Annotated in this window: 19 protein-coding genes; 11 read left to right on the top strand and 8 right to left on the bottom strand. The window is 64.8% G+C overall.

From position 1 onward, the window contains the following. From ABZW16_RS06755 to ABZW16_RS06735, 5 genes are all read right to left on the bottom strand, one after another. On the bottom strand, positions 1-266 hold a 266-nt coding region (locus ABZW16_RS06755; protein WP_354952963.1), incomplete at its 3' end, for a hypothetical protein. Between the two features lie 140 nt (positions 267-406). Continuing rightward, positions 407-1480, bottom strand: a complete 1074-nt coding sequence (locus ABZW16_RS06750) for a hypothetical protein (protein ID WP_354952961.1) — start codon at positions 1478-1480, stop codon at positions 407-409. Positions 1481-1660: 180 nt separating this feature from the next. Then, the gene (locus ABZW16_RS06745; RefSeq protein WP_354952959.1) at positions 1661-1963 is read right to left on the bottom strand and encodes a hypothetical protein; all 303 of its coding nucleotides are present in this window, start codon (positions 1961-1963) and stop codon (positions 1661-1663) included. Between the two features lie 6 nt (positions 1964-1969). After that, positions 1970-2350: a hypothetical protein gene (locus tag ABZW16_RS06740; protein ID WP_354952957.1), complete on the bottom strand. Its 381-nt coding sequence runs from the start codon at positions 2348-2350 to the stop codon at positions 1970-1972. After that, positions 2350-2493, bottom strand: coding sequence for a hypothetical protein (locus ABZW16_RS06735; protein WP_354952955.1), 144 nt, complete (start codon positions 2491-2493; stop codon positions 2350-2352). Before ABZW16_RS06735 ends, ABZW16_RS06740 begins: the two co-directional genes overlap by 1 nt. A gap of 860 nt (positions 2494-3353) precedes the next feature. Between ABZW16_RS06735 and ABZW16_RS06730 the strand changes: the two genes are divergently transcribed. The 7 genes from ABZW16_RS06730 to ABZW16_RS06700 all read left to right on the top strand — a co-directional run bounded on the left by ABZW16_RS06730 (position 3354) and on the right by ABZW16_RS06700 (position 10339). Further along, positions 3354-4625 (top strand): helix-turn-helix transcriptional regulator, encoded by a 1272-nt coding sequence (locus tag ABZW16_RS06730; protein WP_354952953.1) that lies wholly within the window; start codon positions 3354-3356, stop codon positions 4623-4625. Between the two features lie 51 nt (positions 4626-4676). Next, positions 4677-5108: an SAM-dependent methyltransferase gene (locus ABZW16_RS06725; protein ID WP_354952951.1), complete on the top strand. Its 432-nt coding sequence runs from the start codon at positions 4677-4679 to the stop codon at positions 5106-5108. Between the two features lie 662 nt (positions 5109-5770). Then, positions 5771-6310: a hypothetical protein gene (locus ABZW16_RS06720; protein WP_354952949.1), complete on the top strand. Its 540-nt coding sequence runs from the start codon at positions 5771-5773 to the stop codon at positions 6308-6310. A 77-nt stretch (positions 6311-6387) separates the two neighbouring features. Next, on the top strand, positions 6388-7608 hold the full coding sequence (locus tag ABZW16_RS06715) for a hypothetical protein (protein WP_354952947.1): 1221 nt from the start codon (positions 6388-6390) through the stop codon (positions 7606-7608). Continuing rightward, on the top strand, positions 7598-9121 hold the full coding sequence (locus ABZW16_RS06710) for a type IV secretion system DNA-binding domain-containing protein (protein WP_354952946.1): 1524 nt from the start codon (positions 7598-7600) through the stop codon (positions 9119-9121). The genes ABZW16_RS06715 and ABZW16_RS06710 overlap by 11 nt, the downstream gene beginning before the upstream one ends. After that, entirely contained in the window at positions 9118-9993 is an 876-nt protein-coding gene (locus ABZW16_RS06705) for a replication-relaxation family protein (protein ID WP_354952944.1), read from the top strand. The genes ABZW16_RS06710 and ABZW16_RS06705 overlap by 4 nt, the downstream gene beginning before the upstream one ends. 22 nt (positions 9994-10015) lie before the next feature. Continuing rightward, entirely contained in the window at positions 10016-10339 is a 324-nt protein-coding gene (locus ABZW16_RS06700) for a hypothetical protein (RefSeq protein WP_354952942.1), read from the top strand. A 10-nt stretch (positions 10340-10349) separates the two neighbouring features. On the opposite strand, the gene ABZW16_RS06695 is transcribed toward ABZW16_RS06700, so the two are convergent. Further along, positions 10350-12080: a recombinase family protein gene (locus tag ABZW16_RS06695; protein WP_354952940.1), complete on the bottom strand. Its 1731-nt coding sequence runs from the start codon at positions 12078-12080 to the stop codon at positions 10350-10352. A 44-nt stretch (positions 12081-12124) separates the two neighbouring features. Here ABZW16_RS06695 and ABZW16_RS06690 point away from each other — a divergent pair, with 44 nt between their 5' ends. Next, a complete protein-coding gene (locus tag ABZW16_RS06690) occupies positions 12125-12808 on the top strand; it encodes a helix-turn-helix transcriptional regulator (RefSeq protein ID WP_354952938.1) in 684 nt (227 codons plus the stop codon). Between the two features lie 65 nt (positions 12809-12873). Here ABZW16_RS06690 and ABZW16_RS06685 read toward each other — a convergent pair whose 3' ends face one another. Together ABZW16_RS06685 and rpsT are read right to left on the bottom strand one after the other, a co-directional pair. Next, complete coding sequence (locus ABZW16_RS06685; protein ID WP_354952936.1) at positions 12874-13119, bottom strand: hypothetical protein; 246 nt, start codon at positions 13117-13119, stop codon at positions 12874-12876. Between the two features lie 380 nt (positions 13120-13499). Continuing rightward, positions 13500-13760, bottom strand: a complete 261-nt coding sequence (gene rpsT / locus ABZW16_RS06680; protein ID WP_354952934.1) for a 30S ribosomal protein S20 — start codon at positions 13758-13760, stop codon at positions 13500-13502. Positions 13761-14192: 432 nt separating this feature from the next. Here rpsT and ABZW16_RS06675 point away from each other — a divergent pair, with 432 nt between their 5' ends. Genes ABZW16_RS06675 through ABZW16_RS06665 form a run of 3 tightly spaced genes read left to right on the top strand, consistent with a single transcriptional unit; the run spans position 14193 to position 17595 of the window. Further along, complete coding sequence (locus tag ABZW16_RS06675) at positions 14193-15782, top strand: circularly permuted type 2 ATP-grasp protein (RefSeq protein ID WP_354952975.1); 1590 nt, start codon at positions 14193-14195, stop codon at positions 15780-15782. Next, the gene (locus ABZW16_RS06670; RefSeq protein ID WP_354952932.1) at positions 15782-16756 is read left to right on the top strand and encodes an alpha-E domain-containing protein; all 975 of its coding nucleotides are present in this window, start codon (positions 15782-15784) and stop codon (positions 16754-16756) included. The genes ABZW16_RS06675 and ABZW16_RS06670 overlap by 1 nt, the downstream gene beginning before the upstream one ends. After that, positions 16753-17595: a transglutaminase family protein gene (locus ABZW16_RS06665; protein ID WP_354952930.1), complete on the top strand. Its 843-nt coding sequence runs from the start codon at positions 16753-16755 to the stop codon at positions 17593-17595. The genes ABZW16_RS06670 and ABZW16_RS06665 overlap by 4 nt, the downstream gene beginning before the upstream one ends. Positions 17596-17731: the final 136 nt, after the last annotated feature.

The raw sequence follows: 17731 nt of genomic DNA, 5'->3' as shown, positions 1-17731 counted from the left end.
AACACGATCAGGTGCCCGCCCTTGCGTCCGTCTTCAGGCAGTTGCCACGTGCACGAGATGATGCTGGGTATGCCGTCAGCGGCCATACCCTGAAGTGTGGAACGGTCGACCGCTTCAGCAGTACCGGCAAGGCCGTGTCGTGCGGCCAGCGCGACCAGTCCGGCGTGTGTCCAGCCCACCCCGGTGGCATACGCGTTGGTGTCCAACCCTTCTCGGAGTAGTTCACGCTGTAGCGGCACCGGCAGGCCATGGAACCGGAGCAGCATTCGCAGGCACGCAATGCCGCAACACCGATCACCCCATGTCTGTGGGCCACCATCGGGCCAAGGGAAACCAGGGTCGTCGGTTTCGTCGTCGGTGAAGTGTTGCGGGAACCGGTGGACATCCAGCGGAAGGCGGTGCAATCTCACTCCGTTCGATCCGGGGTAGCCAGCCCAATGTAGGGCAACGCCGCCTCGAGCTGGGGCGAGGGGCCGCGTTGCTGCTCAACAAGCGATCGAACCGCCCACGGAGGACGAACCCCGTTCTCGATCGCATCCGCGAGCAGCATCAGGATCAGCTCCGGATATCCGATTCCGACCGCGCGGGCCGCAACGGGCAGGTTGCTGTGCCGCTGCACACCCGGAGTCGTGTTCACCTCTAACGCGTATGCGACACCAGCCGTATCGACCATGTAGTCGATCCGGATCGCGCCACGGCACTCCAGGAATCCGTATACCGCCAGCGCACCGAAGGACATCGCGTCGAGGGTGGCCGACGCCAGATCATCGGGAACCTGATAGGTAACCGCTGGACCATCGCCGCCACCGAGCTTGGTTTCCTCGTCGTAGTAATCGCGTTCGGTGAGAACTTCCAACGGCGGCAACGCTTTCGGCCCGGTCGGTGTGCCGAGCACCGCAACCGTCATCGCACGACCGACGACGAACTCCTCGAGGAAGAACCGGCGAAATCCGCGCTCACGGAATCGGTGCGCCGCGTTGGCGGCTTCGGTCATGGTTTCGACTCGTTGCAGCCCGACGCTGGAACCGCCGTCGACCGCTTTCAGCATCGCGGGCAGCGGGAACGCCGGGATCGCCGATTCCGTGATCAGCCCGGAGTCACGCAGTGTCGGGATGCCGACGTAGTTGAACACCGCCTTCGAGGCCAGCTTGTCCGCACCGATACCACCCGCGAGAACACCCGACGACGTGTAAGGGACATGCAGGTAATCGAGCAGACCTTGAAGACGGCCGTCCTCACCCCAGGGGCCGTGGACGTTCACGTATGCGACGTCGAACCTACGGACCCGCTCAACGAAATCGGCGGCGGTCGGGTCGAGGTGTTCGGCGTCGATACCGGACTCGGTAAGGGTTTCCATGATCGCAGTCAGCGACCATTTCTCGTGCGGTGTGTTGCGAATGTAGACGCGATCCTCTTCTGAGACCGGCCCGTAGAGGACTGCGACGCGCACGCTCTTCAGATTCGCGGGGACGTTGATCATGTCCGGCTCCTTCGGGATGACTGAGGGTGATCTCTAGAACACGGGTCCGAGGCGCGCGCCGGTGGGAGAGCAACCCGCGCCGCCAATCGTGGACGATTCAATCGAATACGTTGCGTAGGTGGATGATTCGGCCAAGTGAGTGCCCGCACTCTTCCTCGGACCGCACTCTTCGGAACGCGATCACCGTTCCCCGCCAGACCGTGGCACCACCCCAGCCGGAGTCACCAGATCGCACGCCAATGCAACCGCCTTCGCGTGTCCGCCGAAGTGGGCAAGGTCGGGTGTCAAGATGGCGGAAGCGCCTGCCTTGCATAAGGTTTCGACTATCAGTGTCGTCGGCATGTAGGTGTCGGTAGCGATGGTGAGCAGTCCGGCTAGCTCATAGCCTTGGCGCTGCGCCAGATGTCTGATTACCTGCTCGTACCGTTGCCGATCCGATCCGGTGATTTCGAGCAGTAGCAGACCAATTGCTTTGCTGGACATGATGATTCACTCGCTGGTATCGCCGCTGTTGGCGGGTTGCTTGGTGTCCATGGGTTGGTGGGGGTGTTCGATCATGTGGGCTTTGAGGTCTGCGATATCTGCGGGCGGTACGGGTCCGGTGTAGGCGCGTGGTCCTGTGTCGGTGACCAAGCCTTCCTCGCGCATCTGTTCGAGGATCGCGGTCAGTTCCTCCACGGTCGCCCGATGATGCTCGTGCCACAGGATCTTTCCGATAATTCCGTCAGCGGGCTCGGGTGGCGGCGGGCCACCGGCGGTGTACTTGGCCAACTGTTCAGGTGTCCCGTAGTTGCGGTAGAACCACACTGTCCCGTAGTACATCTGCTGAGAGGTCTCGTTGTCGTAACCCTCTTCGTCACTGAGGCCCATCAGTGGTGTCCTTCCGGTGAATTCGTGTGCTCGTCGTGGTGGTGGGTTGTCAGAACGGTGTCGACAACGCTGATCGGATGGACGGTGATCGCGTCCTGTGCGGTCGTGTCGTCGTAGTCGGCGCACCAACCGTCTTGGTCCACCTCGGTTATCCCGTGGGCGGAGTGACGGAGTGTGACGCCCTCGACCGGGGCGATAGCGAGTTTCTCTGGGGTCTCTTCGTGGAACTGCCTGAGTAATTTCCGTACAGACACGGCGATTTCGCGCCGCTGGCGCTGGATCTCGGACACTCGGCTACGCCCCCGCGATCGTGGTTGGAAGGTCGGTTCGGCACAGCAAGACGTCCCAATAGTCCGCGCGCACCGCGTCCCATAGATCGGCATGCCCGGGGAATGCGTCGCGCGCTTCCCACAGGTTCGGCGGTCCGTCGAGTATCACCAAGCCCGGCTTCGCGGCAGGCAGTATTGTTCCGCTGGGCCACCGGTAGGCCGGTGAGGCATCCGCCCGGTTCTGGATGTTGAGTACTTGGCAGTCACGGCCCACTAGACGCCACGTTGCGACCTTCCGGGCGTCTGCTGATTCGGTGGTACGCAAGCGATCTCGGTTCATCACGCCACCTTGTTGTTGGTACGCTCGGTGTCGGAGGACTCGACACCCCGACACCGGGACGATTCGGCCGACGCTGGATCAGTTCCCCACTGCCGGACCGCTTCCGCGAAGAGTTCGACCTTTTCTGCCGGTGCTCCTGCGTACTTGCGGGGTGGCCCTACGAACGGGTCGCGATCTTGAAGCTCGTTGTTCGGCATCTGCCGACCTCCGGTGCGTCGACTGCGGCTTAGATGCGCCCGGCCCCTGAAACAAACTCTCAATGACTGGGAGAGGGTCGTCTCTCCGGGCGCATATCTAGCTTACCATGGGAGGTATCCGGAAAAATACGAGTTGACGTCCACAGCGCGTTCACAAAACGGCTAGACGCGTTCACGAAACGGCTAGATTCGACGGTATGGACGGTCCCGCCGCTGTCGTCGGCGCACAGCTTCGAGCGGTTCGCGAAGCCGCTGGGGTTTCCCTGGCCGCGCTGGCTGCTCAGATTCCCTACAGCAAGTCCGCGCTCTTCTACTACGAGACCGGACAGCGCACGCAGACACCCGATGTCATAGCGTGGTACGAAAGGCGTTTTGGTGCAATCCAAGACCCTGTAGCAACCTTGCTCAACCTCGGAAAGGCTGATGTGGAACGGCGCTCTTTCCTACGTGTCGGGTACTCCACAGCGATCAGCGCATCCGTGTTGCTCCCTGGATGGCTCGACCGGGCGGCATCTGTCGCACCGGACAAGGAGACCGGCATCCGGCACGTTGGCCAAGCCGATGTAGCCGCAGTGCGAGACGTGATGGTCCTGTTCTCCCAGATCGACCAGCGACTTGGCGGCGGGCATGGACGGACAGCTGTTGTCCAGTACTTGACCAATGAAGTGACCAGCTACCTGAAAGGGTCCTTTGCCAGCGATGCTGTGCGTCGTGAAATGTTCGCAGCGGCAGGCGAATTGGCCTACTTGGCGGGGTGGATGGCGTTCGACAACGACGAGCACGCAGCCGCACAGCGCTACTTCGCCGCATCGACCAAGCTTTCCGCTGAAGCGAATGACGCCCCGCTTACCGGTCACGTACTGCGCGCCATGGCACATCAAGCCATCGACCTGGGCCAACCCCAGCAGGGACTACAGTTGGCCGAAGCATCAGTCAGCGGCACCCGATACCAAGCCGCCTGCCCACGTGAACGCGCGCTCTTAAAGGTTGTGCACGCCAAGGCGTTGAGCGCAGCGGGTGAGAAAGCCGAGTCCGCGAAAGCCCTGCTCGAGGCCGAACGTGATCTTGCCGCCGCTTCCGACTCCGATCATGAGCCCGCTCGGGTGTTCTTCTTCTCTGAAGCGAGCCTCGCCCACGAAACCGCTTGCGCACTACGTGATTCGGGGGACATGGCCGGTGCCGCCGAACAATTCAAGCTCAGCGTCCGCAAACGCAAAGCCACGACATTCACCCGGACCCACGCGGTGACCCTTGGCTACCTCGGTACCGTGCAGGCCCGCAGCGGCGAACTCGAACAGGCTTGCACAACATGGACATCCGCGCTCGACGCAATGGACGGCGTCCAATCGGGGCGCACCAGGAATGTTGCCCGCGACATACGCGCAACCGTGGCACCGTATCGGCATGTTGCGGGTGCGAGCGAGATCGATGAGCGGGCAGCGGAATATCTAGCCGCCAGTGGAATATAGGACAGGGGTTATATGACAGACGAAGTGTTCGAAGTTGTTCCGGTCGCGCATGTGATCGGTGGCCGAAGCGAACCGACAGACGATCACTGGGGAGGTACCGAGACGATCATCCGCATAGATGACCCTCGGTTCACCGAAGAGTCCGTGCAGGGCTTGGACGCGTTCAGCCACCTCGAAATCGTCTTCCGGTTCCACCTGACCGATCCAACAGACCTGCACTTCGGTGCACGCAGTGCCCGCGACAACCCCGCATGGCCCAAGGTCGGCGTCTTCGGACATCGGAATATGCGGCGCGTCAACTGGCTTGGGGTTTCCCGTACTCGACTGCTTCGCGTGGACGGCTTAGACCTGCACGTAGCCGAACTGGACGCGGTGGACGGTACTCCCGTGCTCGACATCAAGCCCTGGTTCGCGGAGTTCGGGCCGCGTGGCGAGATCCACCAGGCTCCATGGTCAACCGAGATGCTGAAAAATTACTTCTAAGCGCGGCCATCGCCCCGAAGCCGAAGCGGCTCCCAACTTCGATGTTGGGAGCCGCTTTTGCGAATCGAACGAGACTTGGTCCCAATCTTGGCGTAACGAAGCGCCAGGGGGCCGAACCCATGCATCGCGAGACTGACCGCGATCCTGTGCGCTGAATCAGCGCAGCGAAAAAATTGAGGGTTTACACACCCCAGAGAAGAAGGGTAGTCTGTGTGGTTCCGCTCAATGACTCAACGCAGACTACTCCGTACTCAGGATATGCAAGCCAGGGACAGCTTGTCAAACATTGTTACCAAATAGTTATCGCTCTCGATGTCCAACAATCCGCCCCTGAAGGGAGTCCCTGGTCAGAGCAACACAAACGTCGACAACCTACCCCGCGTGGAGGCGCACACATGAACCGATCGCACCGCCGGGCACGCCCGCACCGCCGGGACGCCCAGCACAACCCGCCCGAAGGAAGTCCCCGGGGCGGGATCGAAAGGGCAGCCCCGGCTGTCAGTCCCTATCCGCAGGATCCCTCCGACGTTCGTGGAGGGGCCGACGATCCGACCGGAACGGAGAACATCATGAACGGCCCTCACCGCCCCACCGACCACACCGGCGAGCAATCAGTGTCTCGGCCGGAGTTGAACTCTGCCAACGAGTTTCAGGAGAATGTCATGTCGTCTCAACTGTTCCGTCACTACCCCTTCGGTATCGGCATCGATCAGGCTGGCTGGCTGCACCGTGAGATACCGGCGTTGGGCGCACGCTGGCTCGATGAGGCCGAACACCGGCTCCGTGAGCTGGTCGAGGTCGAGCAGGCCCCGGTGCCGCCGAACGTCGCCGGGCTGCTGGCGGAGGACAATCGGGCGCTGCTGCGGCTGGCGCTACTGGCTCAGCTGACACCGGCCGATCTCGAGCCGGTGCCGGGTGGCTGTGAGATTCCGTGGTCAGGGTGTCCCGAGCACGGAGATGTGCTCAGCCACCGGGGGATCGTGCCGGGCTGGTACTGCGACGCCGAAGGCCACGACCGCTACGGCGAGGACACCACCTTTCACCGGTTGCGGCACTGCCACCAACCGGCTGTCGCGGTGCTCAGCTGCGACGGTGAGGCCCTGGCGGTCTGCCGAGGCCACCTGAATAGCGAGCTCGAGCGTGGTTCCTACGGCGGTGAGGTGTTCACCGTGACCGACATCGATCAGGACGACGCCGCCTGATCCCCTCGGGGTGTGCCGGGCGGTGGAATCCACCACCCGGCACACCCCCCAATCCCCGAGTTCGAAAGGGCCTCAAGGTGATTGCGAAACTCCTCACCGGTCACTTGTTCGATCCGCGTGAGCTGTTCGGCATGCTCGAGCGGGTGGTGATGGCGCGCTGGCAACTGTTGATCGTGGGCGCGCTCGCTGTGGCATTGGTCTACTGGGTGCTGTTGCGGTGGGTGCGGCGCTGGCGCGAGCGTGAGGCGGCCGATGCGGTGTGGCTGCGGATCGAGACTCCCGCGACCGTGGTGGCCGGAGATGCCGGGGTGTTCGCGCGCCGGGTGGCCGGCGTGCTGCACCGCACCCGACGTTTCGGGTTCCGTGCCCGCCATATCGTGCTGGAAATCCACGCGACCGCCCAAAGCGCGCAGATCGGAGTATGGGTGCCGCCCGGGGTAGACCGCGCACAGATCGGGGCGGCGATCACCGGGGCCTGGCCCGGCGCGGTCATCACCCACACCGCCCCTGCACTGCTCGTGCGCGATCACCGGGTGGTGGCTATGGAGGTCACCGCCCGCAACGGCGTATGGGCTCCCTGGATCGACCCCCGCGCCACCGGCCGCACCACACAGCGGGCGGGGGTGACGGACCCGGACCCGCTCGGCGGTGTGCTGGAACAGCTGTCCACCCGCGCCGAAGGCGAGACAGGGTTCGTGCAACTGGTCCTGGGCACCTACTACCGCCGCACCGTGCCCCGGCTAGTGGGCAAGGCTGTGGCTGCGGGGCTGTCGGAGCTACTGGGGCTGGTGCGGTTTGCGATCTCCGGCACCACCACCACGGCTGCCCGCACCGGCCCGGCCCCAACGTTGTCGCCGTTGGCGGTTGCCCGGCAACAGGCTGCGCAAGCCAAACAGGTAGCGGGACCGCATTTTACGGCGACGCTGCGAGTCGGTGTGAGCAGTGCGGAGCCGTTGCCGCACGGGCGGGCGCTCGTCGCGGCGATCGCGGGCGGATTCGACGCCGTCGCCGATTGCGCCGATAGCGGCGGACTGGTCACCCGCCGCACTCGCAACCGCGTGTATCGGGTGTCGGTGCGGCGGCCCGGTCGGGCGTTCGTCGCCACTCCGGCCGAGGTGGCCGCGTTGTGGCATCTGCCCGCCGACGCGGCCCGCTACGAGCTGCCGGTGGTGCGGGCGCGCTCGCGCACCGCCCGCCCCGGCCTGCGCCTACCCGGCTGCACCACACCACAGGCCGAACACCGGAACCCATCGCTTCGGCTGCCCCGGCCCGACAAGGAGACTCTTCGTGACCACTGAGCGCCCCGCGCCCACCCCAGACACCCCCGGTCGGCGTCGGCTACATGTGGCCGCACTCGATTGGCCGGGGCGGGCGGCACCCAAACCCCTCGGTGTGGACCCGGCCGGATTCCGGATCGGGGTATCGGTGGAAGCGGCCCGTCACCACATCCACGTGCCCGGGGTCACCGGTACGGGCAAGTCCACCTGGCTGGCCAATCTCGCCCTGGCCGAAGCGGCGGCCGGGCGCGGGCTGGTGGTCCTCGACTGCCAAGGCGACCTCGCCGACAACGTCCTTGCCCGCCTACCCTCCGACGCGGCGGGGCGGCTGGTGGTCCTGGACCCGGTCGAACGGACCGCGCCCCCGGCGTGGAACGTGTTGGCCGCACCGTCGGGGGCTGCCGAGGACGCCGATGGGCGCGAGCGTGCGGCCCGGATGGTGATCGAGACGTTCCGCAAGGTGTACGCGCAGTGGTGGGGGCCGCGCATGGACGAAATGCTCTGTGCTGCCTGCCTCACCCTGGCGCGGCGGCCCGGGGCCACCCTCGCCGAAGTGATACCGATCCTCACCACACCCGGCTACCACCGGCCGATCATCGACCGCTACGGCGAACCGATCGGATTCGAAGGATTCTGGGACGGATTCACCGCCCAAACCCCCGCACAACGCCAGCAATCCTGTGGTGCGGTGATCTCCCGCCTGCGGGAAGTGCTCTCCCATCGGTTCGCGGCCGACCTGTTCGCCGCGCCCGCCGCCACGTTCGACCTGACCGAAATCCTGGACGGCGGAATTCTCATCGCCCGGTTACCGAAAGGCGAAATCGGTGAGGGCGGTGTGCAACTGGTCGGATCACTGCTGTTATCGGGGCTGTGGCAGGCCACCACCGGGCGGGCGAAGATTCCGCCGAACAAACGCGCCGATGCCACGATCATCGTGGACGAATGCCACAATTTCCTGCACCTGCCGATCGGTATCGATCAAGCATTGGCCGAAGCCCGCGGCTACCGAGTATCTTTTGTTTTAGCCCACCAGAATCTCAGCCAATTACCGCCGGAAATCCGGGGCGCGGTCGACGCCAACGCCCGCAACAAAATAGTGTTCACCGTCTCCCCGGACGACGCGCGCAAACTCGCCCCGCATTTCGAACCGATATTCGACGACACCGATTTGCGGCACCGTGACGGATACGCCGCCACTGTGCGTATCATCGACCAAGGGGTCATGGTCGAACCCTTCAGCGTCGCCACCGAGGCGCTACCCCCGCCGGTTCCCGGCCGCGCCGAACAGTTGCGCACGGCCGCACGCGTCACCGCCGGACTGTCTCGCCAGCGCCGCGACGCCACCGGCCGCCGTCGCAAACTGGCCACCGGGAAACTCGGCACCGGGTCGGCGGATTCGGGTGCGGGGCACGGGTTTTCACCCCCACCCTCTATCGCCCGTTCACTACCCCGTTCACCCGCCCACCTAGAGCGGGGTAGTGACCGGGGTACCCCCGGCGACGCATCCTCGCAGACCGGCGGGGGTGAGCGGTGACCGCGCGGCGACCCCGACAGGCTTCTATAGCCTCCCGCCACGGTCCTTCCATCGCGGACGCGATCACCGCACAGCGGCAACTCACCCCCCGCGACCTGCGGCTGCTCGGGCTGCTGGCAGCCCATCGTGCGCTGACCGCGCACCAGATCACCCGGCTGTTGTTCACCGACGACAACACCGCCCGCAAACGTCTTGTCTTGCTCACCGACCGGGGTGTGCTCGACCGGTTCCGGGCCTGTGTCCGGCCGGGCTCCCAGGAATACCGCTACACCCTCGGCCCGCTCGGCGCGATGATTTATGCCGCCACCACCGACGCACCGATTCCCGCCCCGCGCACCGTGCACGAGAAAACGCTGAAACTGTCCCGCAACCCGCAACTCGACCACTTATTGGGCATCAACGAATTCTTCACCACTCTGTGCCATCACGCCCGCACCAATCCCGGTGCCGAACTATTGGAATGGTGGGATGAACGCGAAGCCACCGCAGCGTGCGCGAAAATAGCCCACCCGGACGGCTACGGCGTATGGTCCGAAAACGGCCGCACCGTGAGATTCTTTCTCGAATACGACACCGGCACCGAAGAATTATCCCGCCTGATCGACAAATTGCAGGGATACCGCGATCTACGATCCGGCGACATCACCATTCCCGTCCTGTTCGTGCTGCCCGGACCGAAACGGCAAACCAATTTCCACCGGCTACTCGACGAAGACCCCTCCACTCTGTCCGGGCTCACTGTCGCCACCGCCACCGTTGCCGAGATCGCCGCCGACAACCCCGCCGCGTCCGTGTGGTGGCTGGCAGGGCACACCACCCGCCACCGCCTTGCCGCCCTGCCCGCCCCACCCCCGGCCGCCCGCGCCGCCTGACACGCCACCAGGGAGACGACTCATGCCTGCCGACCCCAACAGCATCCCGAACCTGGACAACGCCCGTCAGCGCCGCACTCACCGCCACCACGCGCCCGAACCCGAACAAGTCACCGACGATGCCGACGTGATCGAATTCCGCCGCACGACCGCAGCCAGCAAGGGGCGCATGTGGGTGGGACCGACCAGCGAGCAGACCCGCCGCCTCGTCGCCGAGAGCCGTATCCGGCAAGGGCTCCCACCCAGCATCGACAACCCGGCCGTCATCGAATCCCTGGCCTTGTTCCTGCGCAACGCGCTGGACACCCTCGACCGGGACCAGGGCCGGGGTAGTAAAGCCGCATGAAGTGTTGCGACTACAGTTCCCGCCACACGATCTGCACCGAGGACGTGTCGAACCGCCACGTCTTGCCGTTCTGGTCCACCCACTTCGCGGCGTAGATCTTCGCGGGTGCCACGATGACTTTCTCGACCAGACGGGCGGTTGCCTCGTGCCGCCACCGCGAACCCTTCGCATCCCACGCCTTGCGCAACTCGCCAGGCGTGGAGCCGATGTCGGCCAGCACTGCGAGGGCTTGCGCGCCGCGCAACGAATCCTGTTCAGCGCGAAGAGTTTTCAACGTCTGTTTCAAACTCGCTATGGTGCGTTCGATCACCCGCAAGTCGTCCTCGTCCCGCGCACCGGACAGGACCTCGGCGCGCCGGTCGGTTTCGGCATCCAGATTCCCCGCCGTGGTCTCGATGCGCTGTTGCAGCGCCGCGATACGTCCAGCGTTGTCGTTACCGCGATCCAGCCGCGCCAAGATTTCCGGATTCTCGTACGCGGCGATCACCTGCTGCGCCACCCACATCTCCAGCGCACCCGCATCCCGGAACACCCGCCCGCACCCACACGCCACCCGCGCCGAATCCTTCGCCCGGCACCCATACCGACGCTGGGTTACCGTGCCGTTCTTCCGCTGCCGCTCGAGCAGCGAACCCACCAACCAGCTACCGCAATACCGTCCGGCCCGCTCGCTGCCCACGGGCCACGCTCCGCCACACTCGGCCAGCCCAGTCAGCCAATACTCACCGTTACGCGCACGCGGGCGATCCGGATTCTTCGCCCGGCTGTGCGCCTTGATCGCCGCCCTCATCGCGTCATGCTCGGCGCGGGTAAACACAGCGGGCCACTGAGCGCGATGTCGCGTGCCGGTGCGCTCATGCACCCGAATACCGTTACCTTCCGGGTTGTTCAAGCACTCGCAGCGCTGCCCGTTCGCGTCGGTGTGCTCACCCAGGTCGTAGACGACATACGCCTCCAACAGCAGCAATTCACTGAGCTTGCCCACCCGCCACAGCTTGCCCTCAGACGTGGTGATCCCCCGCGCGTTCAAATCGGTGACGATCGTCGTCTGCGACTCCCCGTTGATGATCCGGTCCCGCCCCTCACACAGAACCACAACCTCGTTCTCCCGCAACGCGCACCGGTCCAGAATCTCATCACCGGTAATCGGATGCGTGCCAACAACTTTCCCGTACCCGAACCGACGCGAACCGCCCTGCATCACCCCTTTCGCGGCTTCCTCACTCATCCGGTCCAAAAGGTTTTCGGTGTTGGTCTCCCGGTACTCCGCCGCTTCGGCGACCTTCACCATGAAATTCTTACGCCCGGCACCCGTGGTCAAGTCGTAGTCGGTGTCCTTCACGAACACATACCGCACCCCCTCATCCCGCCCCAGCTTCATCAACTCGTTGCCCAGGTCGTAATCACGCGTCAACCGCGCCACATCACGCGCAAGAACCATCTTCGACGGACCAGCGGCCACCAACCTCAGCACTTCCCGCAACCCCGGACGGTCCGCATCCGCGCCCGACAGATCGTTATCACAGAAGATCCGCGCCAACGCCAACCCCTTACGGGCCGCGTAAGAGACCTCGTTCTTGGCTTGGAGCTGCACCCCCTCAGCACGGTCCTTCTCATCACGCGAGATACGGACATAGCCGTACACCCACTCGGAAGGATCCACATCGGCCACCCCAGCGGCCAAGGCAGCATTGATCTCCGCAAGCCAGACAGGTTCCTTGCCGGTCATCGTTCGAGTCATGACACCAGCCTAGGCAAGGAGTGTATAAAGAACATCTCGCTGGGGTGAGCACCGACTACATAGTCCGGTTGGAACAGGGGCGTGGCCTGCGCCCGTCCGCGGATGTCCTGGAGGCGCTCACCCGGGCCCTGCGGCTGGACACCGACGAACGCGCCTATCTGTTCGACCTGGCCCAGCAGCGGCAGCCGAATGCCGGGAAGTCGAGCTCCGTCCCCGCGCCCGCCCTGGCGATGCTGGTGCGCGATCTGTCGCCGCTGCCCGCGATGCTGGTCAACCACCGCTACGACATCCTGGCGTGGAATCCGGAGATGGCCGGCCTGGTCGTCGACTTCGGCGCCCTGCCGCCGCGGCAGCGCAACACCATGTGGCTATGCCTGATGGATCCCGCGCTGCGCGATTTCTATGGTGAGCGCGATCGCGTCATTCGCGAGGGCATCGCCGACTTGCGCGCCGCATGGGCGGCCCACCCCGACGATCAGGAACTGGCCGATCTGGTCGCTGAGTTCACCGCCCGCAGCGAGGAGTTCGCGCAGGCCTGGGCCAGGCACGACGTCAAGGTCCATGGCCGCGGGCAGAAGCCGCTGCGGCACCCTCGGGTCGGTCCGCTGGTCGTCAATTATGAAGTGCTCATGCCGCTGCAGGACCCGGACCAGCGCATCATTATCTACCGCGCGGCCGATGCAGACTCCCAGGACGCGCTGGATCGCTTATGCGCCGACCTGGAGTGAGCACGCACCCCGGTCAGAAGATCCGCACCCGCTCGGTGCGGGTGCGGGTGCGGGTGCGCGGGGGATTATTCGACCGAGCTGAGAATCAGCTCGATATCCTCTTCCGGCTCCTCATAGCGGCCCTCCCACTCCTCGTAGACCGGAATCTCCTCGTCCCGGGTGACGATCCACTCCAGCGAGTAGCCGCCTTCCTCGTCGGGGACCATGACGTTCTCGATCTTCAGTCCGATGCCTAGGACCTCGGCGGCACGAATGACATCCGGGAGGTCTTCGGAGCGAACCGGCGTCTGATTGGCGTACACGGTAACCATGCGCCGAATCGTAGCGGGAACCTCCGACATGTGGCTGCCCGATCGGAATCCGGCTCGAGGAGTGGGATGCGGCAATGGCCCGGTGCGGTCGCCACCCGGCGTTTCTCCACCGATTTGCCAGGGCAGTCTCGATGACATGGCACCTATCGGGGCCGTTCCGCTCAACGCCCAGAGAGCGGCCTTGCCGCCGAAGCTGAAGTTTACTGAATAGTTGCGATAAACATGCTAATCGGTATGTTTCGCGCCTGACCCGCCGCACCGGCAGCTCGAGAAAGTGATCTTCGCAATAGTCGATCGGGGACGACAAAAGCCGTCGTGGTCATCGAGGCCACGACGGCTGCGTCAGCGTATGAGGTGGTACCGCTGCGGTACCTCTGCGATCAGAGCTTGTTCAGCGCCAGCGCGAGGGCCGACTTCTTGTTGGCGGCCTGGTTGGCGTGGATGACGCCCTTCGAGGCGGCCTTGTCCAGCTTGCGGCTGGCGAAGACCAGCTGCTCGGTGGCCTTTTCCTTATCACCGGCGGCAGCGGCCTCCCGGAAGCTGCGGATCGCGGTGCGCAGCCCGGACTTGACCGACTGGTTGCGCTTGCGCGCCGCCTCGTTTGTGCGGATCCGCTTCATCTGGGACTTGATGTTGGCCACGCCTGTTTCCTCGTGTTCCTGTCGCTGAGTGGACTGTGCTGAAAAGTTCGCGAGCGCGCGTTGGTAACCGGACTGATCAGGTAACGCGACGCCGAAGGTCGAGGTTACCAGCCGTCGCGTCGCACACGAAATCACCACCACCCGACATGCGAAATCGCCACCGCGCGAACGGTTCGATCGGCAACGTTACCGACCGTAGTAATTGGGCGGAAACCAGGAGTGATGCAAGAAATTTACCTGCGTCTCACACTGCATTGATGCTGCGTGTAGCACGATTTTTGCATGACTCCCGTGTCGTCGCCACGTTCGGCTCGATCTCTGGCGCCGCCGCGTGCCCGGTCGAACGGGCATGCGAACGGCAACGGCCGAGCAACCACTTCGGGACTGTTCGAGGGCTATGGCCCCGGTCGGTACGCCGATGCCTTCGACGAGATGTTCGACGGCCAGGGCCGGGTGCGCCAGCCGTACCGGGGCATCTTCTCGGCGCTGGCGCCCATCGATGTGGCCGATCTCGCGGCTCGCTCCGATGCGCTCGACCGCGCCTTCATCGATCAGGGCATTACCTTCTCGCTGTCCGGACAGGAGCGGCCCTTCCCGCTCGATCTGGTGCCCCGGGTGATCGCGGCCGCCGAATGGGCCAAGCTGGAGCGCGGGATCAAGCAGCGGGTGACCGCGCTGGAACTGTTCCTCGCCGATGTCTACGGCGAGCAGAACATCCTGCGCGACGAGGTCATCCCGAAGCGGCTGGTGACCTCGTGCCAGCACTTCCATCGCGAGGCCGCCGGACTGGTGCCGCCCAACGGGGTGCGCATCCATGTGGCGGGCATCGACCTGATCCGCGACGAACGCGGCGATTTCCGGGTGCTGGAGGACAATCTGCGCTCGCCGTCCGGGGTCTCCTATGTCATGGAGAACCGGCGCACCATGGCCCGGGTCTTCCCCGATCTGTTCTCCTCGCACCGGGTCCGCGCGGTCGGGGACTATCCGACCCATCTGCTGGCAGCGCTGCGCGCCTCGGCCGCGCCGAACGAGGCCGATCCGACGGTCGTGGTGCTGACCCCGGGCGTCTACAACTCGGCCTACTTCGAACATTCGCTGCTGGCCAGGCAGATGGGGGTGGAATTGGTCGAGGGACGCGACCTGTTCTGCCGCGACAATGTCGTCTATATGCGGACCACGGCGGGGGAGCGCCAGGTCGACGTGATCTACCGGCGCATCGACGACACCTTCCTGGACCCGATGCACTTCCGGCCCGATTCGGTGCTCGGCGTCGCCGGGCTGGTGAACGCCGCGCGCGCGGGCAATGTGGTCATCTCCAGCGCGATCGGCAATGGCGTCGGCGATGACAAGCTGACCTACGCGTATGTGCCGACGATCATCGAGTACTACCTCGGCGAGAAGCCGGTGCTACCCAATGTCGACACCTATCGGTGCTGGCTCGACGAGGAGCGCGAAGAGGTGCTCGATCGCCTCGATGAACTGGTGATCAAACCCGTCGAGGGCTCCGGCGGCTACGGCATCGTCATCGGACCGGTGGCTTCGCCACGGGAGTTGGAGGCAACCCGGCGCAAGATCAAGTCGGATCCGCGGGGCTGGATCGCGCAGCCGGTGGTGCAGCTGTCCACGGTGCCGACCAAGATCGGAAGTGCGCTGGTCCCACGCCATGTCGACCTGCGGCCGTTCGCAGTGAACGACGGTGATGACATCTGGGTGCTGCCGGGCGGTCTGACCCGGGTGGCATTGCCGGAGGGCTCGCTGGTGGTCAATTCCAGTCAGGGCGGCGGCAGTAAGGACACCTGGGTGCTGGCCGGGCGGACCTCACCCGACGACCGTGAGCTCGCTGGCGAGGAGCTGGTCAGCGATCCGCCACAGTCCGACCAGCGCGAGCTGGGCCGGGAATTGACCGCGGCGCAGGCGAATCAGCAACAACAGCAGCAACAACAGGAACAGCGGCTGGGGTCGATGCGCCAGCGACAAAGCCGATCGACCGGGCAGCAGCAACAGGGCGCGGGGATGCGCTGATGCTGGCCCGCAATGCCGAATCCCTGTACTGGATCGGAAGATACGTCGAACGCGCCGACGATACCGCCCGCATCCTGGATGTCGCGGTGCATCAGCTGCTCGAGGACGCCACGGTGGACCCGGACCGCACCTCGCGAGTCCTGTTGCGGGTATTGGGGATCGAACCGCCCGACGTCGAACTCGATGTCTGGTCGGTGACCGACCTCGTGGCGTTCAGCCACGACCACGGCAATTCCATCGTCGATTCGATCGCCAATGCCCGCGAAAATGCGAGGGGCGCACGCGAAGTCACCTCCAGCGAGATGTGGGAGTGCCTCAACGCCACCTTTATCGGGCTCGCCGCGGCCGAGAAGGCCGCCCGCAGCCTCGGTCCGCACGAATTCTTCCACTACATCAAGGACCGGGCGGCAATGTTCGCCGGGCTCTCCGATTCCACCCTCAGTCGCGACGACGGCTACCGCTTCCTACTGCTCGGCCGATCGATCGAACGCGTGGATATGACCGTGCGCCTGCTGCTTTCGCGCGCGGGCGACCGCACCTCGTCACCGGCGTGGGTGACCGTACTGCGCTCGGCGGGCGCACACGACACCTACCTGCGTACCCACCGCGGGGCACTGGATGCCAATCTGGTCGCCGAGTTCATCCTGCTCGACCGGCTCTTCCCACGTTCGGTCTTCCATTCGGTGCGGGTGGCCGAGGCCTGCCTGGCCGAACTCGATCAGCGCCCGAGCAGCCGGGTCGGCGCTCGACACGAGGCGCAGCGACTGCTCGGCCGGGCCCGCAGCGAACTCGAATTCCTGCCGCCCGGTGCGCTTTTGGAGGATCTGCAGAATCGGCTGCTGTCGCTGCAGAAGACCTGCCGCGAGGTCAGCGAGGCGATCGCATTGCAGTACTTCCACGCCGCGCCGTGGGTGGCCTGGACCGATCTGCGCAGTAGTCACGACAACCATGCGCAGGTGGAGGGAGAGCTGTGAGCTGGCGGATCAGGGTGGTGCACACCACCGGATATGTATACGACGCTCCGGTTACCCGGTCGTTCAACGAGGCTCGGCTCACCCCGCGTGCGGACAGCAGGCAGAACGTCATCCTGAACCGGGTCGAGACGGTGCCATCCACCCGGTCCTACCGCTACACCGACTACTGGGGCACCGCGGTCACCTCCTTCGATTTGCATGCGCCGCATACCGAATTGGAGGTCACCGGATCATCGGTGGTGGAAACCGAACCGTTCGCGGGTCCGGCCGAGGAGCTGTCGTGGGAGGAGTTGCGTTCCGAACACATCCGTGACCGCTTCGACGAAATGCTCTCGCCCACCGACTATGTGCCGCAGGACAAGAAGCTGGCCGCGGTCGCGAGACACCTCGCCCGCGGTGTGCCGCCCGCGAAGGCCGTTGTGCGCGCGGCCGAATGGGTGCACGCCGAAATGAACTACATCGCGGGGACCACCTCGGTGCACACCTCGGCCGTGCAGGCCTTCGCCGATCGCCGAGGCGTATGCCAGGACTATGCGCATTTGACGCTGGTGTTGTTGCGCAGCATGGGGATTCCGAGTCGTTACGTTTCCGGGTATCTGCACCCCAATCCGGCCGCCGAGATCAATACGACGGTTGCCGGGCAGTCACACGCCTGGATCGAGGCGTGGACCGGCGCGTGGTGGGGCTACGACCCGACCAACAATATTGCCATCAATGAACAGCACATATCCGTCGGCGTCGGCCGCGACTACGCGGATGTGCCGCCGCTGAAGGGTATTTTCTCCGGCGGTGGCTCGACCGATCTGGAGGTCGTCGTGGAGATCACCCGTCTCGCCTAGGCTCCCGCGCATCCCCGGACCTTTTTGCCGGTCATGGGTGGCGCGACAGCCGTCGCGGGTATTCGTGGTCGTTGTAGTGCTCACCGGTCTCGCGTAACGTCCCTTTCACATCAGCCGTGATTTTCGTAGCAGGTCC

This window comes from Nocardia sp. NPDC004604, assembly GCF_040609795.1.
Lineage (GTDB): Bacteria > Actinomycetota > Actinomycetes > Mycobacteriales > Mycobacteriaceae > Nocardia.
The sequence above is the reverse complement of the archived record's forward strand: the minus strand, read 5'-3'. Positions and strand labels throughout refer to the sequence as shown.